At 71.3% G+C, this 18024-nt stretch carries 19 protein-coding genes; 11 read left to right on the top strand and 8 right to left on the bottom strand.

What is annotated here, in order from left to right; genetic code table 11:
- Position 1: 1 nt before the first annotated feature.
- Both MRBLMI1_RS01690 and MRBLMI1_RS01685 read right to left on the bottom strand, forming a co-directional pair.
- Positions 2 to 559 (bottom strand): DUF6264 family protein, encoded by a 558-nt coding sequence (locus MRBLMI1_RS01690; RefSeq protein ID WP_367726410.1) that lies wholly within the window; start codon positions 557 to 559, stop codon positions 2 to 4.
- Positions 556 to 1617, bottom strand: a complete 1062-nt coding sequence (locus MRBLMI1_RS01685) for a 4-hydroxy-3-methylbut-2-enyl diphosphate reductase (RefSeq protein WP_367726409.1) — start codon at positions 1615 to 1617, stop codon at positions 556 to 558. The genes MRBLMI1_RS01690 and MRBLMI1_RS01685 overlap by 4 nt, the downstream gene beginning before the upstream one ends.
- Before the next feature lie 60 nt (positions 1618 to 1677).
- On the opposite strand from MRBLMI1_RS01685, the gene xseA reads away from it, so the two are divergent.
- From xseA to MRBLMI1_RS01650, 7 genes are all read left to right on the top strand, one after another.
- The gene (gene xseA / locus MRBLMI1_RS01680) at positions 1678 to 3036 is read left to right on the top strand and encodes an exodeoxyribonuclease VII large subunit (RefSeq protein ID WP_367726408.1); all 1359 of its coding nucleotides are present in this window, start codon (positions 1678 to 1680) and stop codon (positions 3034 to 3036) included.
- 1 nt (position 3037) lies between these two features.
- A complete protein-coding gene (locus MRBLMI1_RS01675) occupies positions 3038 to 3274 on the top strand; it encodes an exodeoxyribonuclease VII small subunit (protein ID WP_387053619.1) in 237 nt (78 codons plus the stop codon).
- On the top strand, positions 3274 to 3906 hold the full coding sequence (locus MRBLMI1_RS01670) for a DUF4245 family protein (protein WP_367726406.1): 633 nt from the start codon (positions 3274 to 3276) through the stop codon (positions 3904 to 3906). Before MRBLMI1_RS01675 ends, MRBLMI1_RS01670 begins: the two co-directional genes overlap by 1 nt.
- A gap of 35 nt (positions 3907 to 3941) precedes the next feature.
- The gene (locus tag MRBLMI1_RS01665; RefSeq protein ID WP_367727537.1) at positions 3942 to 4571 is read left to right on the top strand and encodes a carbonic anhydrase; all 630 of its coding nucleotides are present in this window, start codon (positions 3942 to 3944) and stop codon (positions 4569 to 4571) included.
- 34 nt (positions 4572 to 4605) lie between these two features.
- The gene (locus MRBLMI1_RS01660; RefSeq protein WP_367726405.1) at positions 4606 to 6000 is read left to right on the top strand and encodes a class II fumarate hydratase; all 1395 of its coding nucleotides are present in this window, start codon (positions 4606 to 4608) and stop codon (positions 5998 to 6000) included.
- A gap of 89 nt (positions 6001 to 6089) precedes the next feature.
- Positions 6090 to 7514, top strand: a complete 1425-nt coding sequence (locus tag MRBLMI1_RS01655) for a sensor histidine kinase (protein WP_367726404.1) — start codon at positions 6090 to 6092, stop codon at positions 7512 to 7514.
- A complete protein-coding gene (locus MRBLMI1_RS01650) occupies positions 7511 to 8167 on the top strand; it encodes a response regulator transcription factor (protein WP_367726403.1) in 657 nt (218 codons plus the stop codon). The genes MRBLMI1_RS01655 and MRBLMI1_RS01650 overlap by 4 nt, the downstream gene beginning before the upstream one ends.
- 294 nt (positions 8168 to 8461) lie before the next feature.
- Here the strand turns inward: MRBLMI1_RS01650 and MRBLMI1_RS01645 are convergent, their stop codons facing one another.
- The gene (locus MRBLMI1_RS01645; RefSeq protein ID WP_367727536.1) at positions 8462 to 9748 is read right to left on the bottom strand and encodes a PhoH family protein; all 1287 of its coding nucleotides are present in this window, start codon (positions 9746 to 9748) and stop codon (positions 8462 to 8464) included.
- A gap of 329 nt (positions 9749 to 10077) precedes the next feature.
- Positions 10078 to 10860: an isoprenyl transferase gene (locus MRBLMI1_RS01640; RefSeq protein WP_367726402.1), complete on the bottom strand. Its 783-nt coding sequence runs from the start codon at positions 10858 to 10860 to the stop codon at positions 10078 to 10080.
- Between the two features lie 146 nt (positions 10861 to 11006).
- Here MRBLMI1_RS01640 and trhA point away from each other — a divergent pair, with 146 nt between their 5' ends.
- Positions 11007 to 11699, top strand: a complete 693-nt coding sequence (trhA, locus tag MRBLMI1_RS01635; RefSeq protein WP_367727535.1) for a PAQR family membrane homeostasis protein TrhA — start codon at positions 11007 to 11009, stop codon at positions 11697 to 11699.
- A gap of 70 nt (positions 11700 to 11769) precedes the next feature.
- On the opposite strand, the gene MRBLMI1_RS01630 is transcribed toward trhA, so the two are convergent.
- Positions 11770 to 12045, bottom strand: a complete 276-nt coding sequence (locus tag MRBLMI1_RS01630) for a hypothetical protein (protein ID WP_367726401.1) — start codon at positions 12043 to 12045, stop codon at positions 11770 to 11772.
- Between the two features lie 63 nt (positions 12046 to 12108).
- Here MRBLMI1_RS01630 and MRBLMI1_RS01625 point away from each other — a divergent pair, with 63 nt between their 5' ends.
- Both MRBLMI1_RS01625 and greA read left to right on the top strand, forming a co-directional pair.
- Positions 12109 to 12504 (top strand): DUF4307 domain-containing protein, encoded by a 396-nt coding sequence (locus tag MRBLMI1_RS01625; protein ID WP_367726400.1) that lies wholly within the window; start codon positions 12109 to 12111, stop codon positions 12502 to 12504.
- A gap of 116 nt (positions 12505 to 12620) precedes the next feature.
- On the top strand, positions 12621 to 13112 hold the full coding sequence (greA, locus tag MRBLMI1_RS01620; RefSeq protein ID WP_367726399.1) for a transcription elongation factor GreA: 492 nt from the start codon (positions 12621 to 12623) through the stop codon (positions 13110 to 13112).
- Between the two features lie 138 nt (positions 13113 to 13250).
- Here greA and ilvA read toward each other — a convergent pair whose 3' ends face one another.
- Positions 13251 to 14480, bottom strand: a complete 1230-nt coding sequence (gene ilvA, locus MRBLMI1_RS01615; RefSeq protein WP_367726398.1) for a threonine ammonia-lyase — start codon at positions 14478 to 14480, stop codon at positions 13251 to 13253.
- Positions 14477 to 15667: an AI-2E family transporter gene (locus MRBLMI1_RS01610; RefSeq protein ID WP_367726397.1), complete on the bottom strand. Its 1191-nt coding sequence runs from the start codon at positions 15665 to 15667 to the stop codon at positions 14477 to 14479. Before MRBLMI1_RS01610 ends, ilvA begins: the two co-directional genes overlap by 4 nt.
- 329 nt (positions 15668 to 15996) lie before the next feature.
- Here MRBLMI1_RS01610 and MRBLMI1_RS01605 point away from each other — a divergent pair, with 329 nt between their 5' ends.
- Complete coding sequence (locus MRBLMI1_RS01605) at positions 15997 to 17250, top strand: winged helix-turn-helix domain-containing protein (RefSeq protein ID WP_367726396.1); 1254 nt, start codon at positions 15997 to 15999, stop codon at positions 17248 to 17250.
- 150 nt (positions 17251 to 17400) lie between these two features.
- Here MRBLMI1_RS01605 and MRBLMI1_RS01600 read toward each other — a convergent pair whose 3' ends face one another.
- Entirely contained in the window at positions 17401 to 17970 is a 570-nt protein-coding gene (locus MRBLMI1_RS01600) for a LemA family protein (RefSeq protein WP_367726395.1), read from the bottom strand.
- Positions 17971 to 18024: the final 54 nt, after the last annotated feature.

Below are 18024 nucleotides of genomic sequence, written 5' to 3'. Positions count from 1 at the left end.
TTCAGACGCCGAAGGCGCCCGACAGCGACGCGATGAACCCCGGGTCGCCGAGGAGGGCGAACATGATGACGATGCTTGCGACGAAGGTCGTGACGGCGAACCCGGCGAGCGGGACCCAGAAGCTGATGCGGCCGCGCTTCAGGCGCCGCCAGGTGAGGGCCGCCGTCGCCAACCATCCGATGCCGTAGATCGCCGCGGCCACGGCGCCGAGGACGAACCCGGCGCCGAGGTTGGTGAACGAGGTGTCCGTCGCGCCCATGCGCTCGGCGAGCGTCTCTGCGGTCGTCGGGAAGTCCAGCAGCTGCGGGATGGTCGTGATCACCGTGATGAGGCCGTAGATCAGCAGACCGAACGTCACGCCGCGGTCGATGCGCGCGCCCCGACCGAGCGGGGCGGCCGGCGATGCCGCCGGCGCGACGGGAGCGGGCTTTTCGGGCTGCGGGGCCTGTCCTGCCTCGAGCGCCTCCGTGACCTCGGGGCGCTGGATGCGGGCCTGCTGCTCCTCGGGGGTCGCGTACTCCCCGTACTGCGGGCGGGGACGCGGGTCGATGTCGCTCACGCGCGGCCCCGGCCGCCGAGGGCGCGCTGGTCGCGCTTGCCCGACGCGTCCTGGCGCAGCTCCTTCGGGAGGGAGAACAGCAGGTCCTCCTCCGCGGTGCGGACCTCTTCGACGTCGCGGTACCCGGCGCCGGCGAGCTCTTCGAGCACCTCGGTCACGAGCACTTCGGGGACGGAGGCGCCGCTGGTCACGCCGACGGTCTCGACGCCCTCGAGCCACTCCTGCTTGACCTCGTCGATGTAGTCCACGCGGTACGCGGCCTTGGCGCCGTACTCCAGCGCGACCTCGACGAGACGGACGCTGTTGGAGCTGTTGGCGGACCCGACGACGATGACGAGATCGGCGCCGACGGCGACCTTCTTGATGGCCACCTGACGGTTCTGCGTGGCGTAGCAGATGTCGTCGGAGGGCGGGTCCTGCAGCTGGGGGAAGCGCTCGCGCAGGCGGCGCACGGTCTCCATGGTCTCGTCGACGGAGAGCGTGGTCTGCGACAGCCACACGACCTTCGACGGGTCGCGCACCTCGACGGTGTCGGCGTCGTCGGGCGAGTTGACGACCGTCACGTGGTCGGGCGCCTCACCCGCGGTGCCCTCGACCTCCTCGTGCCCCTCGTGACCGATCAGCAGGATCTCGAAGTCGTCGCGGGCGAACCGCACGGCCTCGCGGTGCACCTTCGTCACCAGCGGGCACGTCGCGTCGATGGCCTGCAGGCCCCGGTCGGCGGCGGCGGAGACGACGGCCGGCGAGACGCCGTGCGCGCTGAAGACGACGTGCGCGCCGGCGGGGACCTCGTCGACCTCCTCGACGAAGATCGCGCCCTTCTTCTCCAGCTCCGTCACGACGTGGATGTTGTGCACGATCTGCTTGCGCACGTACACCGGGGCGCCGTAGCGCTCCAGCGCCTTCTCCACCGCGATGACGGCCCGGTCCACGCCCGCGCAGTACCCGCGGGGGGCGGCCAGCAGCACCTTCTTCTTGCCCTGGACGGGGATATCCTGGAGCCGCCCGCGTCGACCCGGGATACGGGGAACGGGCAGTTGCACGACAGGTGAGCTCACCCCTCGATTCTACCGGGGCGCCCCTGGACGCCGGCCGTATCGACCCATCACGAAAGCTCCATGACCTCGTTCCAGCCCGAGACCGTCCCCGGCGAGGCCCCGCCCGCCGACTCCGTGCACCCCCGGGACTCGCGGACGGACGCCCCGACCTCGGTCTCGCGACTGAACGACACCATCCGCGGGTTCATCGAGCGGTGGGGCTCGGTGTGGGTCGAGGGCGAGATCACGTCGTTCAACCGCCGCGGAGGGAACGTCTTCGGCCGGATGAAGGACCTGGGAACGGATTCGACGGTCGCGTTCCGCATCTGGTCGAGCACCCTCGCCCGCCTGCCGAAGGACTTCGCCGTGGGCGACCACGTCGTCGCGTGCGTCAAGGCCGACTACTTCCCGCGCACGGGCGACTTCTCCTTCTCGGTGTCGTCGATGCGCCACGTCGGCCTCGGCGAGCAGTTGGAGCGGCTGGAGCGGCTGCGCGTGCAGCTGCGCGGCGAGGGACTGTTCGACGCCGCTCGCAAGCGGCGGCTGCCGTTCCTCCCCCACTGCATCGGCCTCATCACGGGCGAGAACTCGGATGCCGAGAAGGACGTGCACCGCAACGCCGAGCTGCGGTGGCCCCGGGTGCGCTTCCGGACGAAGTACGCCGCGGTCCAGGGCGACCGGTGCGTCCCCGAGACCATCGCCGCCCTCAAGGCCCTGGATGCCGATCCCGATGTGGACGTCATCGTCATCGCCCGCGGCGGCGGCGATCCGCAGACCCTGCTCGGCTTCAGCGACGAACGTCTCGTGCGCGCGGTCGCCGCGGCATCCACGCCCGTCGTCAGCGCCATCGGGCACGAGAACGACCGCCCCCTGCTGGACGAGGTCGCCGACGTGCGCGCCTCGACGCCGACCGACGCGGCCAAGCGGGTGGTGCCGGACGTCAGCGAGCAGCGGGCCCTCGTCGGGCAGCTCCGCGCCCGGCTGACGGGGCGCCTCACCCAGCGCGTGCTGCACGACATCGCCCAGCTGGAGCAGATCCGTTCCCGGCCGTCGTTGCGCACCCCGCACACGATGCTGACCGCGCGGGCGCAGGAGCTGTGGATGCTCTCCAACCGCGGACGCGACATCGTCGACCGCCGGCTGGAGGCCGAGCGACGCCGGACCAGCGAGCTCGGCGCGGCGCTGCGCGCGCTCTCCCCGCGCGCGACGCTGGCGCGGGGGTACGCCATCGCCCAGCTCGCGGACGGGGCGATCGTGCGCGACGCCGCCCAGGCACCGGACGGCACCGCCCTCACCGTGCGCGTCGAGAACGGCGCCCTGCGCGCCGTCTCGCGGGGCCCCTCCATGGCGACGACCGGTCCCGCGCCCTCCCCCGATGCGCCCGCACCTTCGCTCGACGCCGAGGCACCCGGCGGCGGCGCGTCGGAGGGGGACGCCTAGAATGGATGCCATGAGCGCGACGACCCCCGGCCCGGTGGATGTCGCGACCCTGTCGTTCGAGCAGGCCCGCGACGAGCTCGTCCGCGTCGTCGCCGAGCTGGAACAGGGCGCGCCGACGCTCGAGCAGTCGCTGGCCCTGTGGGAGCGCGGCGAGGAGCTGTTCGCGCGCTGCGAGGAGTGGCTGCTCGGAGCCAAGCGCCGCCTCGACGCCGCCCGCGGCGAGGGCGAGGCCGGCTGATGGCCCGCATCGTCGCCGAGCTCGGCCGCCCGGAGACCCCGGACGAGACCGCCGCGCGCAAGGCCGAGGCCTCCCGGCGCTACCGCTCCAGCAAGACGTTCCGCAACCTCATCGCCGCGCTGCTCGCGACGGTCGGCATCGTGTTCGTGGTGGTCGTCGGCGTCCCCCGCGGCGAGATCGCCGAGCGGCCGCAGCCCGATGTGGCCGCACTGGCCGCGGACCTGTCCGACGACATCGGCCGCCCCGCCCTGGCCCCCGCCCTCCCCGAGGGCTGGCGCGTCAACCAGGCGCAGGTCGAGGGTCAGGGCGGCACCGAGGCGTGGACCATGGTCTACGTGCGCTCCGGCGAGTCCGGCTTCCTCCGGATCGCGCAGGGCCTGGACGCCGACGAGGCCTGGGCCGCCCAGGTGCTCGACGGGGCCCGCAGCTCCGAGACGATCGACATCTCGGGCATCGAGTGGAACGTCTACCGTCCGAGCGACCCCGAGCGCTCCGGCAACATCTCCTACGCGCTGGGCACCCCGGCGGGCGAGGACTACGTCCTGATCTACGGCGACGCCGCCGAAGAGACCGCCGCCGAGGCGGCATCCAGTGTCGTCCCCCAGATCCGAGAACTGAGAGAGGTGCCGTGAACGCTCGTCTGACGCCGCGCGAGGCCTGGTCCGAGATGCTCGAAGGGAACCGCCGGTTCGTCTCCGGCACGCCCCGCCATCCCCGACAGGACGTCGAGCGCCGTACGGAGCTCGCCACCTACCAGCGCCCCAACGCCGCGCTGTTCGGCTGCTCGGACTCGCGACTGGCCGCCGAGATCATCTTCGACGAGGGCCTGGGCGACCTGTTCGTCGTGCGCAACGCCGGCCAGGTGATCTCGGACTCCGTCATCGGCAGCCTCGAGTACGCCGTCGGCGTGCTGGAGGTTCCGCTCATCGTGGTCCTCGCGCACGACGCGTGCGGTGCCGTCGGCGCCGCCATCGACAGCACGGGCATGGACGCGCCGACCCTCCCCGCCTACATCTGGCGGCAGATCGCGCCGATCGTGCCCTCGGTCCGCCGCGTGCAGCGCGCCGAGGCCGCCGAGGGACGCACCCCCGAGCGCCCGAACCCCGAGCTGGTGGGCCGCGAGCACCTGCGCTACACCGTCGGCGAGCTGCTGCGCGCCTCCGAGCTCATCAGCGAGGCGGTCGCCGCCGGGCGCGTCGCCGTCGTGGGCGCCAACTACCGACTCGACGAAGGGGAAGCCGTCCCCATCGTCGCCATCGGCGACGTGGACGAGCCCCGCGCCACCGACCCCGCCTAACCGAACCACCACCGGCGATCAGGAGAACAACGACGTGACCGACATCGAGTACCGCATCGAGCACGACACCATGGGTGAAGTGCGTGTGCCGAAGGACGCCCTCTACGCCGCGCAGACGCAGCGCGCGGTCGAGAACTTCCCGATCTCCGGCACGGGTCTCGAGTCGACCCAGATCGCGGCGCTCGCCCGCATCAAGAAGGCCGCCGCGCTCGCCAACAAGGAGCTCGGCACCCTCGACGCCGGCATCGCCGACGCCATCGCGCAGGCCGCCGACGAGGTCATCACCGGTGCGCACGACGTGCACTTCCCGGTCGACACGTACCAGACCGGCAGCGGCACCTCCTCGAACATGAACATGAACGAGGTGCTCGCCACGCTCGCGACCGGGATCCTCGGCGCGCCGGTGCACCCGAACGACCACGTCAACGCGTCGCAGTCGTCGAACGACGTCTTCCCGACGTCGGTGCACATCGCGGTCACGCAGGCGCTCATCGACGACCTCATCCCCGCCCTCGACCACCTCAGCGTCGCACTCGAGGCCAAGGCCGAGGCATGGAAGGGCATCGTCAAGTCGGGCCGCACCCACCTGATGGATGCCACCCCGGTGACGCTCGGTCAGGAGTTCGGCGGCTACGCGCGTCAGATGCGTCTCGGCATCGAGCGCGTGCAGGCCGTGCTCCCCCGCGTCGGCGAGGTCCCCCTGGGCGGCACGGCCGTCGGCACGGGCATCAACACCCCGCTGGGCTTCCCGCAGAAGGTCATCGAGATCCTCGCGAACGACACCGAGCTGCCGATCACCGAGGCGAAGGACCACTTCGAGGCCCAGGCCAACCGGGACGGTCTCGTCGAGGCATCCGGTGCCCTGCGCACCATCGCGGTGTCGCTCACGAAGATCAACAACGACATCCGCTGGATGGGCTCGGGCCCCAACACGGGCCTCGGCGAGCTGCACATCCCGGACCTGCAGCCGGGCTCCTCGATCATGCCGGGCAAGGTCAACCCCGTCGTCCCCGAGGCGACCCTCATGGTGTGCGCGCGTGTCATCGGCAACGACGCCACCGTGGCGTGGGCCGGCGCGTCCGGCTCGTTCGAGCTGAACGTCGCCATCCCGGTGATGGGCACCGCGCTGCTGGAGTCGATCCGCCTGCTGTCGAACGCGATGCGCGTCCTCGCCGACAAGACCGTCGACGGGCTCGAGGCCAACGTCGCGCGCGCCGAGGCGTTCGCCGGCATGTCGCCGTCCATCGTGACGCCGCTGAACAAGGTCATCGGCTACGAGGCCGCCGCCAAGATCGCCAAGCACTCCGTCGCCAAGGGCATCACCGTCCGCGAGGCCGTCATCGACCTCGGCTACGTCGAGCGCGGCGAGATCACCGAAGAGGTGCTCGACGCCAAGCTCGACCTGCTCTCGATGACCCACCCGGGCTGAGCCCGCTTCCGACGGCCCCGGTCCCGCCTCTCCACGACGCGGGTCCGGGGCCGTCCGCGTTCCGTGATCCGGCGCGCGATAATCGGAGCATGAGCCGCATCCCGAGACCCGTCTCGGCGCGCGTGCGCGTTCTGCTCGCGATCCTCGCGGTCGCCCTGCTCGGGCTCATCATCGCCGGCGGCGTCACCTTCGCCGTGCAGAGCGAACGGGTCGTCGCGAACGCGCAGCGACAGCTCGACGGCTTCGCCTCCCGCGCGCAGGCCCAGCTCGACGAGGGCGAGGTCGCCGCCGAGCTCGCCCGCTCGGCCATCCCCGGCCGTACCGACAGCACCCTGGCCGTCCAGGACGGACGGGTCGTCGGGGCGACGGCGGCGCCGCCGGGACTCTCCCTGGCCACCGACGAGGTGTTCGTCGCCGCCCTCGATGCGGCGCTGCGCGACGGGGCGACGTCGGGACGCCTGCCGAGCTCCGCCGGCACGGTGCTGTGGGCCTCGGCCGGCGTCGGGGACGTGCACGTCGTGCAGGGGATCTCGCTCGACCAGCGCATGGAGCTCGTGACCCTGTCGATCACGACCTATGCGCTCGCGGCGACCGGCGTCCTCCTCGCCCTGGGAATCGCCTCCTGGTTCCTCACCGGTCGACTGTTCTCGCCGCTCCGCCAGCTGCGCGACACCACGGACGCCATCACGATCGCCGACCTGGGCATGCGCCTGCGCGCCCGCGGGAACGACGAGCTGTCCGACTTCACGGCATCCGTCAACTCCATGCTCGACCGCCTGGAGATGTCCGTCGACGCGCAGCGGCAGCTGCTCGACGACGTGCGCCACGAGCTCAAGACCCCCATCACGATCGTGCGCGGGCACCTGGAGATGATGGACCCGGCCGATCCGCGCGACGTTTCGGAGACCCGGGACCTCGGCATCGCCGAGCTCGACCGCCTCTCCCGTCTCGTCGACGACATCGACGCGCTCGCGACGGTCGAGACGGGCACGCTGTCGACCGGGATCGTCGACGTCGGCGCCCTCACGGACCGCGTCGGCGAGCTCGTGAGCGCGATCCCGCGGCATTCCTGGGTGGTCGAGGCCCGGGGGCGCGGGCGTCTCACCGGCGATCACGACCGCCTCGTGCAGGCGTGGCTGCAGCTCGCCGACAACGCCGCCAAGCACACTCCCGCGGACACCCCGATCGAGATCGGAAGCAGCACCGACGGCACCACCGCGCACCTCTGGGTCCGCGATCACGGCCCCGGCATCCCGCCGGCCGCGCGCCACCGGATCTTCCGCCGCTTCGACCGCGTGACCGGCCGCCGCGGCGTCGAGGGGTCGGGCCTGGGCCTGTCGATCGTGGACGCGATCGCCAAGGCGCACGACGGCCACTGCACGGTCGCCGACACCCCCGGCGGCGGAGCGACCGTCACGCTGCACATCCCCTTGGACCCCGGACACACCCCCGCCGACCTCCCCACGCCCGTGCGTGCCGGAGACGTCGTCATGCAGAGAGAGGCCACCGGATGACACGCATCCTCATCGCCGAGGACGAGGAGCGCATCTCCGCTTTCGTGGCGAAGGGACTCGAGGCCGCCGGCTATCAGACCGTCATCATCGACGACGGCGCCGACGCCCTCGACCGCGCGCTCTCGGGCGACGTCGACCTTCTCCTTCTGGACGTGGGACTGCCGAGCATGGACGGCTTCGAGGTGCTGCGCTGCCTCCGCGGACAGGGCTCGGCGATCCCGGTCATCATGCTCACCGCCCGCACGAGCACGCGCGACACGGTCGACGGCCTGGACGCCGGCGCGAACGACTACATGGCCAAGCCCTTCAAGTTCGACGAGCTGCTCGCGCGCGTCCGCTCGCGGCTGCGGGAGAGCGTCCCCGTCGGCACGATCAACGTCTCCCACGGCGATGTGACCCTCGACGTCCTCGCCCGCCGCGCCACGGTGGACGGTCGGGAGATCGACCTCAGCGCCCGGGAGTTCGCGCTCTCCGAGCAGTTCGTCCGCCACGCCGGCCAGGTGCTCAGCCGGGAGCAGCTGCTCAGCCGCGTGTGGGGCATGGACTTCGACCCGGGCTCGAACATCGTCGACGTGTACGTGCGGTACCTGCGTGCGAAGTTCGGCCCGTCGCGGATCGTCACGGTCCGCGGAGCCGGTCACCGCTGGGAGTGACGTACGACAACCCAGAAGCCCCCGGTGGGGGAACCGGGGGCTGGGGAGAGATCCGGTGCCCGGGTGGTCTGCCGACTTACCCGAAAAGCCGGTGACCTGCCGTATCGGGCGGGATCTCTGCTTCTCCTTGGGGGGAACCGCCGAGGCGGTGACGAGGTCTCCCTCGCCGATGCCTCAACTCTGACGGATGAGGGTGAGAACAGCGGGAGCCTCAGGTGAGAAAGCTCTCATGTAGGGGTGAAAAGAAGAAGGGACCTGGATGCCGCGGCATCCAGGTCCCTTCATTCGTCCCTGTTACGAGAGCTCGCCGGCCTCCAGCAGCTCGGTGACGAGCGCCGCGATCGCGGACCGCTCCGAGCGGGTGAGGGTGACGTGCCCGAAGAGCGCGTGGCCCTTGAGGGTCTCGATGACCGAGGCGACGCCGTCGTGACGCCCGACCCGCAGGTTGTCGCGCTGGCCGACGTCGTGTGTGAGGACGACCTTCGAGTTCTGGCCGATGCGGCTCAGCACCGTCAGGAGCACGTTGCGCTCGAGCGACTGCGCCTCGTCCACGATGACGAACGAGTCGTGCAGCGACCGACCGCGGATGTGCGTGAGCGGCAGCACCTCGAGGAGACCCCGCGCCAGCACCTCCTCCAGGACGTTGGACGAGACGACCGATCCGAGCGTGTCGAAGACCGCCTGACCCCACGGGTTCATCTTCTCGGCCTGGTCGCCGGGGAGGAAGCCCAGCTCCTGACCGCCGACGGCGAACAGCGGACGGAACACGATGATCTTCTTCTGCTGCTGGCGCTCGAGGACCGCCTCCAGAGCGGCGCACAGTGCGAGGGCCGACTTGCCCGTGCCCGCGCGACCGCCGAGCGACACGATGCCGACCTCCGGGTCGAGCAGCAGATCGAGCGCCACCCGCTGCTCGGCGGAGCGGCCGTGCAGGCCGAACGCATCCCGGTCGCCGCGGACGAGCCGGAACTCGCCGCGGCCGGTGACGCGGCCGAGCGCCGAGCCCCGCTCGGAGTGGATGATGAGCCCGGTGTTCACGGGGAGGCCGGCGACGACCTCGCTCGCGGCGACCTCGGTCTCGTACAGGTCGCTGAGCTCGTCGCCCGAGACGTCGATCGTGGCGATGCCGGTCCAGCCGGAGTCCATCGCCTGCTCGGCGAGGTACTCCTCGGTGGCCAGGCCCAGCGACGCCGCTTTGACGCGCATCGGCAGGTCCTTGGACACGACGGTCACCTCGGCGCCCTCGCGGGCGATGTTCATGGCGACGGCGAGGATGCGACTGTCGTTGTCGCCGAGACGCATCCCGGAGGGGAGCACGGACGGGTCGGTGTTGTTCAGCTCGACCCGCAGGGTGCCGTCGTCGCCGACGGGCACGGGGAAGTCGAGGCGGCCGTACTCGATCCGGAGCTCGTCGAGGTGACGCAGCGCCTGCCGCGCGAAGTAGCCGATCTCGGGATCGTGCCGCTTCTTCTCCAGCTCGGTGATGACGACGACGGGGATGACGACCGAGTTCTCGGCGAAGCGGAAGTACGCGCGGGGATCGCTCAGGAGCACCGAGGTGTCCAGGACGTAGGTGCGCAGCGCCGGGTCGACGGCGGCATCCGATTCTGCGGTGTTCTCGACGACGTGACGCTGGTCGTATGAAGCTCGTGCGTTCACAACCCACTCCCGACCCGGGTGCTCACCCGGTTGTCACGAGTCGACCTGTGGGTCACGAGTCGCGATCCGATGGCCGACTCGACCGGACTCCCTGTCCGATGTGATCACCGTAAGGCCCGCGGAGACCGCCGCGGGTCGTTAACACGCCGGAGGAATTCGACGGTCGCGTGAACGCTCCGTGACGATCACGGCACGGCGGCGCGATCCTCGGCGTCGGGCGAGGCGCTTCGCGGGGCGGCCGGCGGTCGCGGCTACTGGCCGAAGCGGCGGTCGCGTGTGGCGTAGTCGCGGATCGCGCGGAGGAAGTCGACCTCGCGCAGGTCGGGGCCGAGCGCCTCCACGAAGTAGAACTCCGAATGCGCCGACTGCCACAGCAGGAAGTCGCTGAGCCGCTGCTCCCCCGACGTGCGGATGACGAGGTCCGGGTCGGCCTGACCGCCCGTGTAGAGGTGCTCGCCGATCTGCTCCGGCGTCAGGCTGGCGGCCAGCTCTTCGAGCGACCCGCCGGACTGGTCGTGCTTCGCGATGATGGCGCGGACGGCATCCACGATCTCGCTCCGACCGCCGTAGCCGACCGCGAGGTTGACGTGCAGCCCGGTGTGCTGACGCGTGCGCTCGGTCGCCTCGTGCAGGACGTCGGCGAGCGGCGCCGGCAGGCCCTCCGACCGCCCGACGTGCTGCACGCGCCAGTCGGGCTCGTGCGAGAGCTCCTTCGCCAGCTGGGCGATGATGTCCAGCAGGTCGTCGAGCTCGCGGGTGTCGCGCTTGCGCAGGTTGTCGTGCGACAGCAGGTAGAGCGAGACCACGCGGATGCCGAGGTCGTCGCACCACCGCAGGAACTCGTGCATCTTCGCCGCGCCCGCCCGGTGACCGTGTGCGGCGCTGTCGAACCCCAGCTCGCGGGCCCAGCGCCGGTTGCCGTCGATCATCATCGCGACATGGTGTGGGACGGTCGCCGGCATGCGGCGCCGCAGGCGCTGGATGTAGAGACGGTACAGAGGGCCCCGACCCTCGTTCCTCCGCGCGCGCGCCACCCGCCTACGCTACCGCGCCCACCATCTCTTCTCTGTTCCTCCACACCTGGGCAATCGATGAAGATCTCCCCATGTGCCGACCCTGGCATGGGCTGCGACGTAAGGTCGGGGATGTGACGCGCACCACCCCGGATGACGGCCCCGACATGCCGCAGCTGCCCCTCCTCGAGGCAGCCGCCGTCGGCGCGCAGAGCGAGATCAAGCCGACGTGGCGCGGCTGGATCCACGCCGGTACCTTCCCCGTCGCCATCGCCGCCGGGATCGTCCTCATCACCCTCGCCCAGGGCGCGCCCGCCAAGTGGGCGTCGGCGGTGTTCATGGCCACGTCGCTGCTGCTGTTCGGCAACTCGGCGCTCTATCACCGCTTCGACTGGAAGCCGCGCACGCGAGCGGTGCTCAAGCGCATCGACCACGCGAACATCCTGCTGCTGATCGCCGGCACCTACACCCCGCTGGCGGTCCTCGCCCTGCCCACCCAGAAGACGGTGCTGCTGCTGTCCATCGTGTGGGGCGGCGCGATCCTCGGCATCCTGTTCCGGGTCTTCTGGATCAACGCCCCGCGCTGGCTCTACGTGGCGCTGTACCTCGCGCTGGGCTGGGCCGCCGTGATGTACCTGGTGGACCTCCTCGACGCGAACGTCGCGATGATGGTCCTCGTCGTCGTCGGCGGACTGCTCTACACCGCGGGCGCCGTCGTCTACGCCGTCAAGCGTCCGAACCCCTGGCCCGGGCACTTCGGATTCCACGAGATCTTCCACGTGTGCACCGTCCTGGCGTTCCTCTGCCATTGGACGGCGTGCCTGCTCATCGCCCTCGCCCCCGCCTACCACCGCGGCTGAGCGCGCGCCGACGGAGACGATGCGGCTCGGCCCGGGTCGGGATGGATGCCACCGGGTGGCATCCCTCCGCCTACCGGCGAGGCGCGCCCGGCTCGGTGTCGTCGTCGACGACGGTCGAGCCCTGCGCCTCGGCGCGCGCCCGCTCCTCCTCGTCGAGCTGGGCGTTGACCTCCTCGCGGTACCGACCGCGACGGATCCGGCGCAGCATGTCCCAGACGAGCAGGAACACGGCGACGCCGATGAAGGCGATCGCGGCGAAGCCGAGCGGCCCGGGCGTGACGATCGACTCGTCGGGGGTGACAGCGGGAGTGGGGGTGGCCGCGAGGATCGCGATCGGGAAGAGCATGAGGTCCTTCGGTCCGGACGGGAGAGCGTAGCCTGGAAGTCCAGCCTAAAGCCCGGGGAGACCATGACGACGCAGGCGATGCTCGACGAGCGGTACGGTCGCACGCGGTCGCCCCGCCGACGCGCGGTGCTCTGGACGATCGTCGGCGTCGTGGCGGTGACCGCGACGGCGCTGCTCGGCTGGTCCGTCGTGTCCAACAGCATCTCGTCCGTGACGGCGACCGACACCGGGTACAACGTGGTCGACGACGGTCTCGTGACGCTCACCTTCCAGATCACCTCCCCCGTGGGCGAGCCCGTCGCGTGCGCGATCGAGGCGCAGGACGAGGAGCACGGCACCGTCGGCTGGCGGGTCGTGGAGTACCCCGCGTCCCCCGACCACAGCCGCGCGTTCACCGAGGAGATCCCCACTCTCGCGCTGGCGACGACGGGTTTTGTCAACACTTGCTGGGTGCCGTAGGCTCGAAACTCACGACGCACGCCCTGGCTGGAGCCGGGGCGTTCGACATATCCGCCGTCGTGTCCCGCCGCGCGGAGGAGCTCTACTCCCCGCCCGATCGAACCAAGGAGACCATCGTGTCCAGTGACGCCCAGGTGACCTTCCTGACCCAGGATGCCTACGACCGTCTCGCGCACGAGCTCGAGCACCTCTCGACCACGGGCCGCGAGGAGATCGCCAAGCGCATCGAGGCGGCGCGCGAGGAGGGCGACCTCAAGGAGAACGGCGGCTACCACGCCGCCAAGGACGAGCAGGGCAAGCAGGAGGCGCGCATCCGCACCCTCCAGCAGCTGCTGAAGGACGCCAAGGTCGGCGAGGCCCCCGAGAGCCACGGCGTCGTCGAGTCCGGCACGGTCGTCACCGCCCTCATCGCCGGCGGCGAAGAGACCTTCCTGCTCGGCAACCGCGAGATCGCGGCCGACAGCGAGCTCGACGTCTACAGCGAGGCGTCGCCGCTCGGCGCCGCCATCCTCGGAGCCAAGGAGGGCGAGAAGGTCTCGTACACCGCCCCCAACGGCAAGCAGATCCAGGTCGAGGTCGTCAAGGTCGAGACCTACACCGGCCAGTAAGACCCCGTCGTCGAGCCGCTCCCCCGTCCGCGGGGTGGGCGGCTCGATGCTTTCCTGCCGGGACTCCGCCGGCGACGGCGGACCCTGAGGACCGGGGCCGGGATCCCGGACGGATGCCGCCGGCGCGGCATCCCTTCGTCAGTCCGGGACCACCGTGGCGACGAAACCCGCCTCGGCGAGGGTGTGCATGACGAGGTCGCGGTGCTCCGCCCCGCGGGTCTCGACGGACAGCTGCAGGATGACCTCGCTGATCTGCAGACCCTGTCCGTGACGGGTGTGCAGCACCTCGATGACGTTCGCACCGACCTGGGCCAGCAGCTCCGAGACGCGGGCGAGCTGCCCGGGACGATCCGGGAGCGGGATCCGCAACGACATGTAGCGACCGGATGCCGCCAGCCCGTGGGCCACGACGCGCTGCAGCAGCAGCGGGTCGATGTTGCCGCCGGACAGGATCGTGACCGTCGGACCGGACGCCTGGATCTTGCCCGCGAGGATCGCCGCGACGCCGACCGCCCCCGCCGGCTCCACGACCTGCTTCGCGCGCTCGAGCAGCACGAGGAGCGCGCGGGCGATGTCGTCCTCGGTGACGGTGACGACCTCGTCGACGTACTGCCGGATGAGCTCGAAGGGGAGGTCGCCGGGGCGGGCGACGGCGATGCCGTCGGCGATGGTCGGCGTCGTCGGAACCTGCATCGGATAACCGGCCGCGAGCGACGACGGGTAGGCGGCGGAGTTGTGCGCCTGCACCCCGATGACACGGACCTCGCGGCCCTCGGCGGCGGCGCGCGTCTTGACGGCGGCCGCGACACCGGCGGCCAGTCCTCCGCCGCCGATGCCGACGATCACCGTCTCGAGGTCGGGCATGTCCTCGATCAGCTCGAGGCCGAGCGTGCCCTGGCCGACGACGATGTCGCGATGGTCGAAGGGGTGGATGAGCACCGCGCCCGTGCGCTCCGCGAACTCCGCGGCCAGGCGCAGCGGCGTCTCGACGGTCGCGCCCTCCAGGACGACCTCGGCCCCGTAGCCGCGCGTCGCGAGGAGCTTGGGGACGGGGACGCCGAGGGGCATGAAGATGGTGGCGGCGATGCCCAGCTGCTGCGCGGCCAGGGCGACGCCCTGCGCGTGGTTTCCGGCCGAGGCCGCGACGACGCCGCGTGCCCGCTCCTCCTCGGTCAGACGCGAGAGGCGGTAGGTCGCGCCGCGGATCTTGAACGACCCGGTCCGCTGCAGGTTCTCGAGCTTGAGGTTGACGGGGACGCCGAGGAGGTCGGTGAGGTGCAGCGACTCGTCGAGGGGCGTGCGCGTGATGATGCCGCGCAGCTCGTTCGCGGCATCCTCGAACTCGGCCAGGGTGGGCGTGTCGGTCATGACTTCTTCCTGCGTTCCCGGGGAACGGTCTGCCAGATCAGGTCGGGGGACGCCTCGACGGAGCCGCGCCGCTCCCACGCATGGGTGCTCAGGTACACCGCGACGACGTTGACGAACGCCGCGAGCGGCACCGCGAACAGCGCGCCGGCGATGCCGCCGATCATTGCGCCGCCGGCGACGACGAGCACCACGGCGAGCGGGTGCACCTTGACCGCCGAGCCCATGAGGATGGGCTGCAGGATGTGGCTCTCGACCTGCTGCACGACGAGCACGGCGATGAGCATGAACAGCGCGATGAGAGGCCCGTTGTACACGAGGGCGATGAACACGGCGACGGCGCCGGTGACGATCGCGCCGACGAACGGCACGAACGCGCCGAGGAACACGAGCACGCCGATCGGGACGGCGAGCGGGACGCCCAGGAGGAACGCGCTGACGCCGATGCCGATCGCGTCGATCGTCGCGACGAGCAGCTGCGTCCGGGCGTACGTCTTGACCGTCCGCCAGCCGGCACGGCCCGCGCCGTCGACCGCCGGGCGCGACACCCGCGGGAACAGCCGGGTGGTCCAGCTCCAGATGCCGCCGCCGTCCGCGAGCAGGCACAGCAGGATGAACAGCGTCAGCAGGAGCCCGGCGCCGACGTGACCCAGCGTGGTCCCGATCGCGAGGGCGCCGGTCCACAGCGCGCCGCCCTGCTGCTGCAGGAACGTGAGGCCCTGACCGAGGCCCTGGTCGATCTGCGCCGAGCTCAGATGCAGCGGACCGTCGATCAGGTACTGACGGAACTGCGTGACGGCATCCACCGTCCGTTCCCGCACCGAGCCGAACTGCTGCGTGATCTGCCACACCGCGAGCCAGAGGAGGCCGGAGATGACCGCGATCGTCCCGAGCACCGTGACGACGATGGCCAGCCAGCGCGGCCAGCGGTGCCGGAGGAGGAAGGAGAACGCCGGCCACACGAGCGCCGTGATGAGGATCGCGACGAGGAGGGGGATGACGAGGAGCTTGAGCTGGATGACCAGGAAGACCACGACGCCGAGCGCCGCCGCGATGACGAGCAGCCGCCACGAGTAGGCGGTCGCCTGCCGGAGCGCCTCGGGGACGGGCGGGGTGAGGTCGCTCGAGACGGTGCGGCGGCGAAGGAGGTCGCGCAGGGGTGCGCGGGGCTCGGGCTCGGGGCCGGTCATCCGCTCAGCCTACCGCCGTGCGGGGGTGGCCGATGGCGGGCGCCAGAGTGCGGCGGGAGAGGGCTCGGTCGGGGGCGGCGGGGGTGCGGCGGGCGATTCGGCAGGACCCGTGGGGCAGGCGGCGGGTGGTGTGCCGGGTGGGGCGGCATCCGAGCCCCCGGTCCTGCAGAACGGCCGCACGGCCGCGGGTCGCGGGCAGTTGCAGGACCCGTGGGACAGATGGCGGGTGGTGTGCCGGGTGGGGCGGCATCCGAGTCTCCGGTCCTGCAGAACGGCCGCCGGAGATCGACGGACGCGGGATGTCGGAGGGCGTGGCTACGCTGGCGAGCATGCCGTCGAGCCTGAGCCGAGCCGAAGCCCGTCGCATCGCCCTCGCCGCACAGGGCTTCGCCCGGCCGCGACCGGAGACCCCGGGCACGCGGCAGATCACGGGCGCCCTGCAGCGGATGCGGATCCTGCAGATCGACTCGGTCAACGTCTTCGCCCGCTCGCACTACATGCCGCTGTTCTCCCGCCTCGGCGCCTATGACACCGGCCTGCTCGACCGCCTCGTCTTCACGCGTCGCCCGCGCTGGGTGGAGTCTTGGGCGCACGTGGCGTCCTTCGTCGAGGCCGACGACTGGCCGCTGCTGCAGTTCCGCCGCGATGCGGCGCGCGAGAAGTACGGGAACGACGACTGGGCCGTCGCCCACGCGGATCTCCTCGACTGGCTCCGCGCCGAGCTCGCCGAGCGTGGCCCGCTGCGCCCGGCGGAGATCGACCACGATGCCCGAAAAGCTTCGCGGGGGCCGTGGTGGGACTGGGATCACGTCAAGAACGGTCTGGAGCGCCTGTGGCTGTTCGGCGATGTCGCGATCGCCGGGCGCCGCGGCTTCGAGCGTCGCTACGCCCTCGCCGCGGACGTCCTGCCCGCCTCCGCCCTCGCCGACCCGGTCCCCCGCGACGAGGCCATCCGAGAGCTCGTCCGGCGGGCCGCCGCCGCCTACGGCGTCGCGACCGCGGCGGACCTCGCCGACTACTGGCGCATCCGCGACCGCCCGACGGTGCTGGCGGGCATCCGCGACCTCGTCGACTCCGGGGAGCTCCTACCCGTCACCGTCGAGGGATGGCAGACGGCCGGCCGCCCGGCGAAGTCCTGGCTCCACCGCGACGCGGCCCGCCCCAGGAGGATGGATGCCGCGGCGATCCTGTCGCCGTTCGACCCCGTGGTGTGGTTCCGCGACCGTGCCGAGCGCCTGTTCGACTTCACGTACCGCATCGAGATCTACACGCCCGCACCGCAGCGTCGGTACGGCTATTACTCGCTGCCGGTCCTCGTCGGCGACGACGTCGTCGGACGTGTCGACCTGAAGGCCGATCGTGCCGCGTCCACGCTACGCGTGCAGTCGGCGTGGTGGGAGCCGGACGTCCCCGCCGGCGCGGCCGGGCGCCTCGCGAGCGAGCTCCGGGAGGCGGCGCGGTGGCAGGGCCTGGAGGCGATCACGGTGTCGCGCTGGGGGGATGCCACGGATGCCGTCGCCGCGGAGCTGGGCGCGGCCCGGCACGACCACGCAGCCCTCGCGGAGCCGCGATCCACGATCTGACGTCGACACGAGGGCGCCCACCGGGGCCCTCCGCAGCCCGCACACCACGACGCCCACCGGGGCCCCGCCGCAGCCCCGCTCCAGCCCGGCCGCAGCCCGCACGCCACGACGCCCCTCCGGCGCGGGCCGGAGGGGCGTCGTGAGAAGACGTCAGAACTGGACGCGCGGCGGCTCGGAGATCGCGGCACCGTCGACGACCTCGAAGAACTCCCGCTCGCTGAAACCGAGCTGACGTGCGAACAGGTTGTTGGGGAACACCTTGATCTTGGTGTTGAGCTCCCGGACGCCACCGTTGTAGAACCGGCGCGACGCCTGGATCTTGTCCTCGGTGTCGACGATGGACTGCTGCAGGTGCAGGAAGTTCTGGCTCGCCTGGAGCTGCGGGTACGCCTCCGCCACGGCGAACAGCGACCTCAGCGCCTGCTGCATGTGGCCCTCGGCGACCCCCGCCTCGGCCGGTCCCTGCGCGGACAGCGTCTCGGCACGGGCCCGTGTGACGTTCTCGAACACGGCCTTCTCGTGGGCGGCGTACCCCTTCACCGTCTCGATGAGATTCGGCAGGAGGTCCGCTCGTCGTTTGAGCTGGACGGTGATGTCGCTCCACGCCTCGTCGACGCGCACGTTCAGCGCGACGAGCGAGTTGTAGGTCGCCCAGAGGTAGATGCCGGCGATCACCAGGATGCCGACGACGACGATCACCGGGACGAGCCACTCCCACATAAGGTCCCCACTTCGTTCGCGAGATTGCGTTTCAGTCTAACGGGGGGCACGATG

This window comes from Microbacterium sp. LMI1-1-1.1, from assembly GCF_040815675.1.
GTDB lineage: Bacteria > Actinomycetota > Actinomycetes > Actinomycetales > Microbacteriaceae > Microbacterium.
Note: the sequence above shows the minus strand (reverse complement) of the source record. Positions and strands in the feature narration are given on the sequence as shown.

Coding starts and splice junctions, on each gene's coding strand:
- xseA (WP_367726408.1), top strand. CDS start 1,678: ATGACCTCGTTCCAGCCCGAGACCGTCCCCGGCGAGGCCCCGCCCGCC.
- MRBLMI1_RS01675 (WP_387053619.1), top strand. CDS start 3,038: ATGGATGCCATGAGCGCGACGACCCCCGGCCCGGTGGATGTCGCGACC.
- MRBLMI1_RS01670 (WP_367726406.1), top strand. CDS start 3,274: ATGGCCCGCATCGTCGCCGAGCTCGGCCGCCCGGAGACCCCGGACGAG.
- MRBLMI1_RS01665 (WP_367727537.1), top strand. CDS start 3,942: ATGCTCGAAGGGAACCGCCGGTTCGTCTCCGGCACGCCCCGCCATCCC.
- MRBLMI1_RS01655 (WP_367726404.1), top strand. CDS start 6,090: ATGAGCCGCATCCCGAGACCCGTCTCGGCGCGCGTGCGCGTTCTGCTC.
- MRBLMI1_RS01650 (WP_367726403.1), top strand. CDS start 7,511: ATGACACGCATCCTCATCGCCGAGGACGAGGAGCGCATCTCCGCTTTC.
- trhA (WP_367727535.1), top strand. CDS start 11,007: ATGCCGCAGCTGCCCCTCCTCGAGGCAGCCGCCGTCGGCGCGCAGAGC.
- MRBLMI1_RS01630 (WP_367726401.1), bottom strand. CDS start 12,045: ATGCTCTTCCCGATCGCGATCCTCGCGGCCACCCCCACTCCCGCTGTC.
- MRBLMI1_RS01625 (WP_367726400.1), top strand. CDS start 12,109: ATGACGACGCAGGCGATGCTCGACGAGCGGTACGGTCGCACGCGGTCG.
- ilvA (WP_367726398.1), bottom strand. CDS start 14,480: ATGACCGACACGCCCACCCTGGCCGAGTTCGAGGATGCCGCGAACGAG.
- MRBLMI1_RS01610 (WP_367726397.1), bottom strand. CDS start 15,667: ATGACCGGCCCCGAGCCCGAGCCCCGCGCACCCCTGCGCGACCTCCTT.
- MRBLMI1_RS01605 (WP_367726396.1), top strand. CDS start 15,997: ATGCCGTCGAGCCTGAGCCGAGCCGAAGCCCGTCGCATCGCCCTCGCC.
- MRBLMI1_RS01600 (WP_367726395.1), bottom strand. CDS start 17,970: ATGTGGGAGTGGCTCGTCCCGGTGATCGTCGTCGTCGGCATCCTGGTG.